Origin of the sequence: Planktothrix sp., assembly GCF_046067725.1 — a bacterium.
In the GTDB taxonomy this organism is placed as follows: domain Bacteria; phylum Cyanobacteriota; class Cyanobacteriia; order Cyanobacteriales; family Microcoleaceae; genus Planktothrix.
This window is the reverse complement of sequence record NZ_JBJUDF010000182.1, coordinates 1-13,070: the sequence shown is the minus strand read 5'-3', so window position 1 is coordinate 13,070 and position 13,070 is coordinate 1. Positions and strand designations below refer to the sequence as shown.

The following is a 13,070-nucleotide window of genomic DNA, read 5'->3' as shown; positions in this document are numbered from 1 at the left end:
CAATAATAATGGGTGGGGAAGTCAAATTAGCACGAGACTGAGCGACTAACACAATATCATTGGGTGTACTTTGAACACTCAGAGCGTGGGATAACGCTAAATCTTTTCCTGCCATTCTCACGGAATAACCATTGCTATCGGTTGCTCGTCCACAAATCCCCGTAAAATCAAAATTAAGCAGTAACGGATCAACAATCGTCGGTTGACTTCCGCTTTCACTCCAACAAGGACGACTATCGGAGATTTGTTCAACAATTACTAAGCTATGTCCAAAGGCGCGAGGAACAGCAATGGCTACAAATCGTTCCTGATCGACCTCCTTCTGGTCAAATTCTACAGCGATCGCATTCAAAGGAAAACTCAGGGTAGATATCCCGATGATTAATGCTAAAATAAGGGTTCGTTTCAGTGCTAGTTTCATGAGTCTGGGCACCGTCCAATGGGTGATCGAATCTGTAATAATATTTGGGTGGCTGTAGTTAATTCAGACCGTTTTTCTGATTTAAAATCCAACGGGAACTACTAACCCTTCTCGTGCCATAATTGCTTTAGGAAATACGGCTTGGACATCCTTTTCAACCTGATCGAGAAAATCATCGGTATGGGAAGGATCATGATGGAAAATCACCACTCGCTTAATTCCAGCCGCTTCAGCCATTTTTACCGCTTCTTGCCAAGTGGAATGACCCCAACCCACCTTGGGAGATTTGGGATTATGATACTCCTCATCGGTATACATGGCATCGTAGATTAAGACATCAGCATTTTGAGACAAATTTAAAACATTTTGATCTAAACCATCAGGTAAATGTTCCGTATCCGAACAATAAACCGCCGTGCGTCCATCCCAAGTAATGCGATAACCCATAGCGGTATTTGGATGATTCAATTGTCCGGTTTCAATGAGAATATCATCCAGCATCATTGAATCTCCGGGTTTCAAGGTATAGAATCTTAAATCGGCTTGAATTCCTTTGAGGGGAACGGGAGAATTCGGATGTAAAATTCGTTCGATAAAATGTTGTTTCATCGAGTCTCCATCCGGTGGAATTGCCCCATAAATATGAAAACAATTTCCGGCTCTAAATGCTGGGGTAAATAGGGGAAATCCTTGGATATGATCCCAATGGTAATGCGTAAAAAACATATACGCTTCCACGGGCATTTCACGCATTAATTCATCCCCTAAAACTCTTAAACCTGTTCCGCCATCAAAAATTAAGCGTTTACCGGCGACTCGCATTTCTAAACAGGATGTATTACCCCCATAACGAATGGTTTCTTTTCCGGGGGTGGGAATACTGCCTCGAACCCCCCAAAACTGGATGACAAAATCTTCTGGGTTTTTCGAGGAGTCGGATCGGTGAGGATGATTTTGAGGACTAACCCCAACAGACGATAGGCTGGTTTCCATTTTTATTCTTCAGGCTTCAAAGTACCACACTGACCATGATGACGCAGCAAATGATCACACAGGACTAGAGCAACCATCGCTTCTACCATTGGCACTGCCCGGGGTAAAACACAAGGATCATGCCGTCCTTTCGCTGCTAACAGCGTTTCTTCTCCCTCATCGGTGACAGTCCGCTGCTCTTTCCGAATTGTAGCAGTTGGCTTAAAAGCTACTCGGATAATGATATTTTCTCCATTAGAAATGCCACCCTGAATTCCACCGGAACGGTTTGTTGTCGTTCTGATATGACCCCTTGAATCGGTATAAAATTCATCATTATGCTCACTTCCGGTGAGCAGAGTTCCTGCAAAACCGGAGCCAATTTCAAATCCCTTGCTGGCAGGTAAGGACATGACTCCTTTGGCGAGATCTGCTTCTAGTTTATCAAAGACAGGGGAACCCAATCCTTTTGGCACATTTCTAGCCACACATTCAACAACACCCCCAATGGAGTCTCCTTGATCCCGAACTTGTTCAATCCGTTCTATCATCTTTTCAACACAATTGTCATCGGGACACCGAACAATATTGCTTTCAACTTGTTCTAAGGTCACGGTATTGGGATCAATGATGGCTTCTAAATCTTGAATGCGTTTTACATAGCCAATAATTTCTACTCCAGCAAATTGTTTGAGAATTTTTTTAGCGATCGCGCCAGCGGCAACCCGACCAATGGTTTCTCGCGCCGAAGATCGTCCGCCTCCTTGCCAATTACGAATGCCGTATTTAGCATCATAGGTAGCATCCGCATGGGAGGGGCGATATTTAACCGCCATATCACTATAATCTTGGGGGCGAGTATCTTGGTTTCGCACCATAATCATAATCGGTGTTCCCAAGGTTTGCCCCTCAAACACACCGCTAAGAATGTCACAGGTATCAGTTTCTTTGCGGGGTGTGGTAATTTTACTTTGTCCAGGGCGACGCCGATCTAATTCGGCTTGAATTTCTGTAATATCAAGGTTTAATCGGGGAGGGCAACCATCGATAACCACTCCCACCGCCCCACCGTGAGATTCTCCAAAGGTTGTGATCCGAAACAAATGCCCAAATGTGTTGCCCATAATGGTCGTATTTATTTTGCCAAACTTTATATTTTACCTTAGAAACACCATGAGAATTGAACGAACAGGCAAGATGCCTGTTCCACAGATCTAAGACCGCATCTAATCTTCGTGTTCTTCAAACGGGTCGCGCAGATCACTAGAAGCAGGGCCAAAAGCTGTATAAATTGCATATCCCGTCAGGGCGATAACAACCGCAGCGATGCCAATGTTCAGAGCTATTGCAGGTTCCATGAGATTCATCCCTTGTGATTCGTGTCCTTCTATAATAAAATACTCATAAAAATTAAGACAATTTAACAATTGTTGCGGTGCTGGAACCGGGATATTGTGTTGAGCCTGAAAGGGGGATACCCTAAATCGGGTAACATTAGCCTAAGTCTCCTATTTCTTTCCAAACCGGAGGGAGTGGGAGTATCCGAAATCCAGATAAAATTTTGTTGACGTAAAAAATTTAGGTGAACTATGGCACAACGGACTTGGTTAGGAGATTTACTAAGACCTTTAAATTCTGAGTATGGTAAAGTTGCTCCGGGTTGGGGAACAACTCCTGTAATGGCAGTGTTTATGGGGTTATTTTTTGTATTTCTGTTAATTATTTTACAGATTTATAACTCCTCACTGCTACTTGAAAATGTGGATGTGGACTGGTCTAATTTAAGCCGATAATCAAGTTCAAATCCCGTTAATCGTGAACTGTGAGGAGTCATTTAGGGAATTAACCTAAATCCTGAAGTTTCTAGTGATTGAAAGTTAGAAATTACAGTTCACGGTTTTCTATTTTTAAGAACTATTTTTAATACAAATTAGGAGATTATTGTTATGAATATATTTGGGATTGGTTTACCGGAAATGGCTGTAATTTTGGTTGTGGCTCTTTTAATTTTTGGCCCTAAAAAATTACCTGAAATTGGTCGCAGTTTAGGAAAAGCGTTAAAAGGATTTCAAGAAGCGTCTAAAGAATTTGAAAACGAATTTAAACGGGAAGCTCAACAGTTAGAAGAACCCTCGAAAATTAAGCCAGACAGTCATTAAACTGTTGCTGCACGTTCTAAAGAGGAGTAAGTTAATTCCCTGAATTAAGACTGAATCAGAATCTAAATGTTACTGAGTAATTTTAACGTATGACAATGGAGGTTACACCCGCTAAGACATTAATTGTTCCTCAATTAATTGTCGGTTTAGGAAATCCTGAATCCCGATATGATAAAACCCGACACAATATTGGTTTTGAGGCGATTGATGCTTTAGGAACCGCTTGGCGAATTCCGATTTCAGAACAGCGTAAATTTAAAGGAAAATTTGGCGAAGGGGTAACATCCTCTGGAGAGAAAATTAGATTATTAAAGCCACTAACCTATATGAACTTGTCAGGACAAGCCATTCGAGCGGTTGTGGATTGGTATAAACTTTCCCCAGAATCGGTATTAGTGATTTATGATGATATGGATTTACCTTTGGGACGGTTGCGGCTACGGTTATCGGGTTCAGCAGGCGGTCATAACGGGATGAAATCAACAATTTCCCATTTAGGAACCCAAAATTTTCCTCGGTTGCGAATTGGAATTGGTAAACCTAAGTCTGATTCTGGTACAAGTGGCGGAGAAACAGTTTCTTATGTTTTAGGAAAATTTTCGCCATCGGAAATGCAAGTGATGGAACAAGTGTTGCAATGGGTGGGAGAAGCGATTGATTTAAGTGTGCGTCAAGGTGTCGAAAAAGCAATGAGTCTATACAATAATCGTAGTTATTGTTAATAGTACAGAGTGAGTTCTCGAAGTTTACCTGAAACAACAGCGTATGTTCGGATTACGCGGCAATCTTGGCAACAAGGTCTTCTGGAAGGAGAAGTCAGTGCTGGAGATTACGAGTGGCGATTTCAATGGCGATTTCGCCACACGAAAAGACTGATGATTCAACCGTCCCAAGGTCGAGCTTTAATTCAAGAACCCTTGGGACGATTTTTAGAAAAATGTGATTATCAATTAGAACCTGGTGGCGATTATTCTTTTACGATTCGTGCTCAATTTTAAGTCAAGAAATAGACAAAATCAAGTTTTTTAACGATCAATAAGGAGAATTTTTAACTAAAATGAATGATCTGATTGTTCATCAAGTTAACATTGCTCATGATCGATTAATAGAGCTTACTAAACTTGCAGATCAAGCCAAACCGTTTTATGATTGGGTTGAAAAACACGCTAAACGCATCACAGGTTCTCATCGGTCTTTAAATGAAATACTATTGACTTGTTCTAAGATTGAAATAGAAAAAATAATCAAGGCTTGTTATCAAGCTGGAAATGACGAAAAGCCTTTGTTATTTGATGGAATTGGTCGTGTTTATCCACATAGTAAAGCGTGTTTTTACTTTTTTTCATGGATGATCCGAGATGCTCCTCAACAAAGACTATCTCCTTTGATTTCTCGGATGAAAAAAGCCGATCATGAATTAACAAAAATCATAGCTGAAACTGATTCTTTGGTCGAACTAATATTCGAGTATCGCACTATTGTAAAGAGTTTTGAGTGGTCAGCAGTACGGGAAGTTGTAATTGATCGTTTAGAAGGGTCTCGTCGAAGTATCAGTGGTCATCGTCTTGAGGCTAATATAAGAACAAGTCTCATCATTGCGATTCAGTATTATTATTCTATTTATGGAAACTATGGGAAATTTAAGAATATTGAAATTGCTAACAAGCAAATAAAACTAGGAAAACATACGATTGATGTTTCTGCTGAGTTAACACCAAAAAATGGCTCTCATAACGTAAGCTTATTAATTCCAGTAAAAACAAGAGAAACAGAAGGGGGCGGTCATTCTCATCTGTTTACGCGTGACCTAATTACTGCAATTAGCGAGCTTAAGAACGGAAACAACAACTCCCATATTGTTGTTATCATCATTGCAGAAAATTGGTCTGCATCAGAAATAGCAGCTATTACGAATCAGATTGACATGATTTTTCATTTCAACATGAATCCTAACAAATTTGTAGGATTTGATGAAGAATCACAAATCAAATTTAATAAATATCTTGAAAAAATCCTAAAAGGAGAGTAAAACTAACATGGAAAATCAGGTGATTCTGGGTGATGCTAGAACAATTGCAACCACACTTCAAGATAATTTTTTTCAAGCTATTGTCACTAGCCCGCCTTATTTTGGTCACAGGAGATATTCTGAGGGCGAAAGTCAACAGGAAATTGGTCAAGAAAGTGATATGGAAATTTATATATCAAATTTAGTTAGTTTATTTAGGGAACTTAGAAAAAAACTGAAACCTGATGGGTTATTGTGGTTAAATTTAGGAGATACTTATCGAAATAAATCATTGCTCGGCATTCCTTGGCGAGTTGCATTATCCTTACAAGATGATGGCTGGATCTTAAGAAGTGATATTATTTGGCATAAGCCGAATGCCATGCCTTCTTCGATTAAAGATCGTCCAACAACGGATCACGAATACATTTTTTTGTTTGCCAAAACCCCAGAATATTATTACAATGCGGATGCTATTAGAGAACCCCATGTAACTTTTACAGAAAAATCCAGAATGAAAGGTGGACGAAATCATTTTGGCAAGAATAATGGTACACCAGAAATCGGTAAAAACTCAGGAAATCAAAATCTACATGATGGAAGATGGGATCAAGCTTTCCATCCAAAAGGTAGAAATAAAAGAACTGTATGGGAAATACCCCTAAGTAAATTTCGAGATGTTCATTTTGCGGTCTACCCTGAAAAGTTAGTGGAAATATGTCTGCTTGCATCTACAAAGGAACAAGATTTTGTTCTTGATCCGTTTACGGGTTCTGGAACAACCGGAGTCGTCGCTTGTAAGTTATTCCGAAAATTTATCGGGATTGAATTAGTCGAAAAATATCAAATTATGGCTCAAAATAGGATTGATGAGTTAACTTCTCAACTTAATATATTTAATCTACTGTCTTGATGATTAGGAAATGTATTAAGCTTGATTTTCTATTCCCTTCATCGCTAATAATGCACTACCATAAGCTGCTTCTGTGTGAACAGGCTGCATGATTGGAACCTTTAAATATTGTTGACGAATGGCTGTCCAAGTGGGATTTTTTGCACCTCCTCCAGCCGTATAAACTTGAGTTAGGGGAGTAGCACCCAGTTGTTGTAAAAGTTGATAGCCTTGCGCTTCAATTCGGGCAATACTTTCTAATAAACCCTGGAGAAATTCAATCGGATTATCGGGACGAGGTTCGAGGCGGGGAAGCAATTCTGGATCGTTAATCGGAAAGCGATCGCCTTTTTTGATTAAGGGATAATAATCTAAGTTAGTTTTAATATTCGGATTAATTTGACGACTAAAATTGTCCAGTTCATTATCACTAAAAAATTGACGTAATACCCCACCTCCAGTATTAGAGGCTCCTCCTGTTAACCATAAATCCCCTAAACGATGGCTATAAATACCAGATTTAAGATGATTAATGGGGGTATAACTGAGAAGTTTTAAGACTAAAGTTGAACCTAAAGAGGTGACGGCTTCCCCTGGAATTTTTGCCCCACTGGCTAAAAACGCTGCAATACTATCAGTGGTTCCCGCACAGACTTGACAGGTTTTGGGTAATTGGAATTGGTCTGCAATTTCAGGGGTAATGGGGGAAATTGGGGTTCCTGGGGAAACTACATCAGGCAGTTTTAATAAGTCTAAATGAATCAAAGATTGTAAACCGTTAATCAACCAAAGGGGATAGGTTAAATTCTCTACATCATAGCCTAATTTTAGACTATTGTGATCATCACTAATTCCTAATTTTCCATGCAATAAAAATGATAACCAGTCGGCTTGATGAAGAAAGTATAAAGGGGTTAATGGTTGTTGAAGATAGGTATTTTTAACAGTTAACCACCAGATCAGTTTGGCTAAACTAGAGGTAGCATTGATAACAAGATGATCAGCAGGAGCAATTTTTTTTAACAAGTCTAGGACGGCAGCACCGCGACTATCATTGTATAGAATAGGCACATCTACGGGAATGCCTTGATGATCACACAGTAGCACGGTAGCAGAGGTTCCATTAATTGCGATCGCTTGAATTTGACGACGAACATTCAACGGAATTTGTTGAATCACTGAAAATAGAGCGGTTTTCCAAAGCTCTACCCATTCTGAAGGATGAGTTAAGGGGGGAAAGGGAAATTGAGTTTCAGCGACTACTTTTCCTTCGGCATTAATCGTAATAGAGCGAGCACCGGATGTACCAAAATCAATCCCGATATAAAAATTAACCATGCTTTATCAGTCCGACTAATTTATATTTAATGAGTTATAGTAAAATATAAAGTTTGTGCCTGCGAAAAATAAGATAATTTTGTTAAGTTTTAATAAAAATTCCTGAAAAAATAAAATTACTCTGGACGTTAATTGCTCAGAAAGTTATAACTTAAGGGTTAGTCGCTGAATTTGATTTTGATTCACGACTACTGATTGTAAATTTGAGCTATTAATTGAGGATTTCATGGATACGCTTGCTTATAATCATCTCGTTTCTGCTTATGAGTCTCCTCGTCAACCCCATCTCAACCGGGGTTTGGTATTATTCCGAGGCGTGAATTGGAGCCAAATGTCAACGGCTTGCTGGATGCCGATTGTAGCAGCAGCTATTGGTTTGTCGGTGGTTAGTATCAGTCAACCTGCCAGTGCTGCTCTGTATTATGGTGATAGTGGCTATGGTGTGAAACAAGTTCAGTATGCGTTGCAGAACTATGGCTATTTTGGCGGTAAAGCAACGGGTTACTATGGCAAAGTGACGAAACACGCGGTTAAGGCTTTTCAACGGGATTATGGTTTATATCCCGATGGTGTGGTTGGCCCGGCAACGGCATCGGCGTTAGGTATCGGATCTCATGGGTCTAAACACAGCTATACCCATGCTAGTCATCATGGTTGCGGTCATTGTGGAGGCGGTAGCAGTAGCTATATGTCGCGCGGCGATAGTGGCTATGATGTCAAACAACTCCAATATCGTTTAGCCAACATGGGTTATTTTAATGCTAATGCTACCGGTTACTATGGTAAACTAACGGCTCATGCTGTTAAAAATTTTCAAGCAGATTGTGGACTCTCCGCCGATGGTATTGCTGGCCCAGCAACATTAGCCGCATTAGGGCTTTAGAGATTAATTGATCAACTTTTGTAGGGGCGTTCTTGGGAACGTCTCTCAAAAGAATTCCCGTGTTTTTCCCTAGATTTTAACGCGACCACAATTTAATGGTTTTGTCTTTACTTCCACTGACTAAATGATTACCATCAAGGCTAAATTTTATAGAGTAAATATCATCTTGATGTCCAGTTAAGGTATTTAATAATTCTCCGGTTTCTAGGTTCCAAAGTTTAATGGTATGGTCTCGGCTTGCACTAGCAATAATTTGGTTATCGGGACTGACAGCAACGGATAAGACATCATTGCTATGTCCGGTTAGGGTCTGAATTAAATCTCCAGTTTCTAGGTTCCAGACTTTGACGGTATTATCCAAACTCCCACTAACAATCAGTTTACCATCAGAACTAATCCCCAGCGATCGCACTGCGTCTGAATGTCCCGTTAAAGTCTTCAATAATTCTCCTGTCTCTGCATTCCAAATTTTAATCGTTTTATCTTTAGAACCTGTTACTAAAAGTTGACCATTCGGACTAAATACTGCTACATAAACCTCATCTTGGTGTTTTGTTAAATCTTGTAAAATGGCACCTGTTTTTCGATCCCAAATTTTAGCCGTTTTATCAGAACTAGCACTAGCAATTTTTTGATTATCAGGACTAATATCCACTGACCAAATAGTTGCTAAATGTTCCATGGGTAAATAACGTTCTCCGGTGGTGAGATTCCATTCTAATATTTGCCAAAATGCACTTCCAGAAGATATTTCTGTACCATCGGAGTTAAAATCAACAGAATAAATCGCAGAAGAATCTCCCTCTAAGGTTTGAGTTTGAGTTTTGCTTTGTATATCCCATAGTTGAACTGTTGTATCTTCGCTACCACTGGCGATGGTTTGACCATCAGGACTAAAAGTAACAGCCCAAACGGCATCGGAATTTTGAGCAAAATCTTGAGGAGTAACAGTTTTCCAAAATACTTTATCTCGACATTGTTGAATTAAATTTGCTAACGCTTGATTTTGACGAGAGAGTTCAGAAAACTTTTGAGCTTCATTTAAACATTGGTTATAATCTCCTGATGCTAAAAATCCATCAATTTTATTTAACTGTTGTGCTTCTAATTCTTGTTGTTCACGAGTTCGTAACTCTTGGAAATTCCGCCACTTTTGATATTCATAAATCCCTAAAATAATTCCGAATAAACTGATCATTCCTAATCCCCAGCCCATAATTTGAAGTAAATTCAGCTTTTTTAAAGATGTTAATGGGCTATTTTTAACATTAAATAAAGTAGAATTATAGCGAATATTCTGGAGCAATTTACTGAAAATAGATTGAGGTAAAACGTGCTTTTCAATGGCTAAAATATCTTCATCACTTAAACCTAAAAGTTGTTGTAACCGTTGTAATTCTTCACGGGTATCTTGAGTAAAGGGATATTCTTGCTGTATTGTTGCAATTAACGCTTGTTCATACCGTTCTCCCTTTTCTCGATATTTTCGATAGGGGTTTAAAATTTCATCTTCAATGGCTTCTGCTTCTTCGGGTAATAAGTCTAAACTTAAGCGTAATTCTTCTAAAATTTGCCGACCAATAATCGAAATTTCACCCCGATGATGGTTCGCACAACTTTTAACTTCTTCTCGATAAATTTCCAGTTTAGATAAATTTGGAGAACTGGATGAACCAAGGGTTTTCAGAACTCCTAATACTTCCTCTGCTGATTGATAGCGTTGATGATAATCTGACCGTACCATTTGATCAATAATATCGCCCAATTCTACGCTAACAATTGCTAAATGTCGCCAGAAAATTTTTCCTCCATTGGAGCCATTATTATGATGAAGTTTTGGTAATTCTGAAGAAGGTAAACCCGTTAAAGCTTGAATGGCAATCATCCCCAAGGCATAAATATCACTATTAAATTGGGGATGACATTGGAATTGTTCAACGGGCATATATTCAAGGGTTCCAACACGAGTGTTAGCCGTATTTTGACTCCCATTTAGATTAATATCTTTAACCGCACCAAAATCGATTAATACAATTTTTCCATCGCTTTGACGACGAATTAAATTACTCGGTTTAATATCCTGATGAATGACTCCCTGTTGATGCACAAACCGAAGAATTCCTAACACATCTGTTAGTAAATTAATCACTTGATTTTCAGTTAATGGCCGACCCGGTAACAGTTCATCGGTTAGGGAATGACCCGAAATATAAGATTCGACTAAATAAAATTCTCGATTTTCTTCAAAATAAGCCAACAGTTGGGGAATTTGATCATGTTGGGAGAGTTTTTCTAAAACCTTCGCTTCTTGTTCAAAGCGGTGACGAGCAATATTGACCAGTTTGGCATCTTCTGGGGTGAGATGCAAATGCTTCACAAAACACAAGGACTCACCGGGTCGGCGAGTATCTTTTGCGAGATAGGTTTTTCCGAACTCCGTTGACTCAATCACGTCGATGACTTGATAGCGTCCGTCTAAAAGCTGACCGAGCATAACAACAATCTTGACCCTATTTTGTTTGATTATGCCATTAATGGTGAACGATTGGGTAAATAATCATCGGATGTCATCAGCCAAGATGGGAAACAAACGAAGATTGGGGATTTAAACTTAGCTTCTTCAATACTGGAATTCAATTAATTAACCAATTTTATATTTTCATCAAAATAAAACCTCAATTCAATTTGATTTTTTAATGTTTAAACTCAGGGTGCTATTTTAGCACCCTAAATCCTTAGACTTGAACGGTATTTTTATCTACAATTGGGGTAGAAATGGCTATATTATTCTCTTCAGAAGATCCTTCTTCATTGGTAATCAAACGCGCCCCTCCTTGACTGGTGAAATAACTCCACGCCCATTGAATCATGACTAACAGCTTATTATCAAATTCAATTAAGAAGAAAACGTGAACAAAAACCCAAGCTAACCAAGCCATTAAACCCGAAAATTTTAGGAAATTCAGGTTAACAACCGCTTGATTTCGACCAATTACCGCTAAACTGCCATAATCAATATAATGAAAGGGCGGTAAAGTTTGATTTTTGAGGCGTTTTTGGATTAATTTTGCCACATAAATTCCCTGTTGTTGGGCGACGGGAGCGACACCGGGTAAAGGTTTATCTCCTTGATGGGAAAAATTGGCTAAATCTCCTATCACGAAAATATTAGGATAGTTAGAAACCGTTAAATTCGGTTCAACCATAACTCGTCCAACTCGATCTAATTGAACTTGAGTTGTACGAGCGATCGCTTCTCCCATTGTAGACGCTTTTACCCCCGCTGCCCATAAAATAGTTTGGGCTTGAATCTGCTCTATTTGTGCTCCTGATTTCAAGGTAACAACCTGATTGTTAATATTAGTGACTAAGGTTTTTGTCCGAACGGTTACCCCTAAATGTTCTAATCCTTTTTGAGCATCCGCCGATAATTCTGGGGGGAATGGAGGCAAGATTCGATCCATTCCTTCTAATAATAAGATTTGGGTTTCTGATGTGTCAATACTACGAAATTCTTCCTTTAAAGTTCGATAGGCAATTTCTGCTAAAGCTCCTGCTAATTCAACGCCTGTTGGCCCCCCTCCGACCACAACAAATGTTAAGAAAGCTTTGCGTTTTTCTGGGTCAGTTTCTTTTTCCGCAGCTTCAAAGGCTGAAAAAATTCTTCGCCGCATTTCTAACGCATCTTCAATGGTTTTTAATCCAGGGGCTAAGGTAGCCCATTGTTCATTTCCAAAATAATGATGAGAGACACCTGTGGCAACAATTAAGGTATCATAATTTAATTCCCCATTATTAAGAATAACTTGATTTTTCTGGGGGTTTAAATCCACAACTTCTGCCATTAAAACTTGGGTATTTTTATTGTCTCTCAACACACTGCGAAGGGGAGACGCAATATCTCCAGGGGATAAACTTCCCGTTGCCACTTGATATAATAACGGTTGAAACAGATGGAAATTCCGTTTATCAATTAAGGTTACCTTAACCGGAGAACATCCCAAGGTTTTGGCTGCATACAGTCCACCAAATCCACCACCAACAATGACAACATGATGGGGAGACTGAGTATTCACAATATCAGACATCACACTGCTCTCCTTTTGAATCATTCCTCAATACCAAGCTAGAGGTTTAGTCAATCACCATAACGTTTTTATCAAATTTTTGCCATTGATTCTGTAAATCTGATATCTTTAAACGGGATTTCTGACTATTGGGTCGGTTGCCAAACCCATACACCTGCTGAATTAATATACCCCCATTTATCTTTAATTCTAACGCCTGCTAATCCCTGCTTAAATTCATTAGCACTATCAAACTGAAATGGGGTTATTTTAATCAATGATTTTTGATTAAAATAACCCCATTTTTGTTTAATTTTTACGGCTGCTAAC

The 13,070-nt window shown here is 39.1% G+C and carries 15 protein-coding genes; 7 read left to right on the top strand and 8 right to left on the bottom strand.

Features of this window, described 5'->3' with window-relative positions; all coding sequences use genetic code 11:
- The 4 genes from ACKPEB_RS11175 to psbN all read right to left on the bottom strand — a co-directional run.
- Nucleotides 1-421 (bottom strand): DUF3747 domain-containing protein (locus tag ACKPEB_RS11175; protein ID WP_408964969.1); only part of this gene is annotated, 421 nt, incomplete at its 3' end.
- A gap of 81 nt (nt 422-502) precedes the next feature.
- Nucleotides 503-1,414 (bottom strand): MBL fold metallo-hydrolase, encoded by a 912-nt coding sequence (locus ACKPEB_RS11170; RefSeq protein WP_408964968.1) that lies wholly within the window; start codon nt 1,412-1,414, stop codon nt 503-505.
- Nucleotides 1,415-1,416: 2 nt separating this feature from the next.
- Nucleotides 1,417-2,517, bottom strand: coding sequence for a chorismate synthase (gene aroC, locus ACKPEB_RS11165; protein ID WP_408964967.1), 1,101 nt, complete (start codon nt 2,515-2,517; stop codon nt 1,417-1,419).
- Nucleotides 2,518-2,619: 102 nt separating this feature from the next.
- Nucleotides 2,620-2,751 (bottom strand): photosystem II reaction center protein PsbN, encoded by a 132-nt coding sequence (psbN, locus tag ACKPEB_RS11160; protein ID WP_408964965.1) that lies wholly within the window; start codon nt 2,749-2,751, stop codon nt 2,620-2,622.
- A gap of 231 nt (nt 2,752-2,982) precedes the next feature.
- Between psbN and psbH the strand changes: the two genes are divergently transcribed.
- The 6 genes from psbH (at nt 2,983) to ACKPEB_RS11130 (ending at nt 6,473) form a co-directional block, all read left to right on the top strand.
- Nucleotides 2,983-3,186 (top strand): photosystem II reaction center phosphoprotein PsbH, encoded by a 204-nt coding sequence (psbH, locus tag ACKPEB_RS11155; RefSeq protein ID WP_408964964.1) that lies wholly within the window; start codon nt 2,983-2,985, stop codon nt 3,184-3,186.
- 153 nt (nt 3,187-3,339) lie between these two features.
- Nucleotides 3,340-3,552 (top strand): TatA/E family twin arginine-targeting protein translocase, encoded by a 213-nt coding sequence (locus tag ACKPEB_RS11150; RefSeq protein ID WP_408964963.1) that lies wholly within the window; start codon nt 3,340-3,342, stop codon nt 3,550-3,552.
- 89 nt (nt 3,553-3,641) lie between these two features.
- On the top strand, nt 3,642-4,274 hold the full coding sequence (gene pth / locus ACKPEB_RS11145; protein ID WP_408964962.1) for an aminoacyl-tRNA hydrolase: 633 nt from the start codon (nt 3,642-3,644) through the stop codon (nt 4,272-4,274).
- Between the two features lie 9 nt (nt 4,275-4,283).
- Complete coding sequence (locus tag ACKPEB_RS11140) at nt 4,284-4,550, top strand: DUF3146 family protein (protein ID WP_408964961.1); 267 nt, start codon at nt 4,284-4,286, stop codon at nt 4,548-4,550.
- A gap of 59 nt (nt 4,551-4,609) precedes the next feature.
- The gene (locus tag ACKPEB_RS11135; protein ID WP_408964960.1) at nt 4,610-5,581 is read left to right on the top strand and encodes a hypothetical protein; all 972 of its coding nucleotides are present in this window, start codon (nt 4,610-4,612) and stop codon (nt 5,579-5,581) included.
- Nucleotides 5,582-5,588: 7 nt separating this feature from the next.
- Complete coding sequence (locus ACKPEB_RS11130; RefSeq protein ID WP_408964959.1) at nt 5,589-6,473, top strand: DNA-methyltransferase; 885 nt, start codon at nt 5,589-5,591, stop codon at nt 6,471-6,473.
- A 15-nt stretch (nt 6,474-6,488) separates the two neighbouring features.
- Here the strand turns inward: ACKPEB_RS11130 and ACKPEB_RS11125 are convergent, their stop codons facing one another.
- Complete coding sequence (locus tag ACKPEB_RS11125; RefSeq protein ID WP_408964958.1) at nt 6,489-7,790, bottom strand: FGGY-family carbohydrate kinase; 1,302 nt, start codon at nt 7,788-7,790, stop codon at nt 6,489-6,491.
- 226 nt (nt 7,791-8,016) lie between these two features.
- Between ACKPEB_RS11125 and ACKPEB_RS11120 the strand changes: the two genes are divergently transcribed.
- Entirely contained in the window at nt 8,017-8,673 is a 657-nt protein-coding gene (locus ACKPEB_RS11120) for a peptidoglycan-binding domain-containing protein (protein WP_408964957.1), read from the top strand.
- 76 nt (nt 8,674-8,749) lie between these two features.
- Here ACKPEB_RS11120 and ACKPEB_RS11115 read toward each other — a convergent pair whose 3' ends face one another.
- The 3 genes from ACKPEB_RS11115 to ACKPEB_RS11105 form a co-directional block, all read right to left on the bottom strand.
- Nucleotides 8,750-11,167 carry a protein kinase domain-containing protein gene (locus ACKPEB_RS11115; RefSeq protein WP_408964956.1) on the bottom strand — a complete coding sequence of 806 codons (2,418 nt, stop codon included), beginning with the start codon at nt 11,165-11,167 and terminating at the stop codon, nt 8,750-8,752.
- A 241-nt stretch (nt 11,168-11,408) separates the two neighbouring features.
- Complete coding sequence (locus ACKPEB_RS11110; protein WP_408964955.1) at nt 11,409-12,761, bottom strand: NAD(P)/FAD-dependent oxidoreductase; 1,353 nt, start codon at nt 12,759-12,761, stop codon at nt 11,409-11,411.
- Nucleotides 12,762-12,886: 125 nt separating this feature from the next.
- On the bottom strand, nt 12,887-13,070 hold a 184-nt coding region (locus tag ACKPEB_RS11105; protein WP_408964954.1), incomplete at its 5' end, for a WG repeat-containing protein.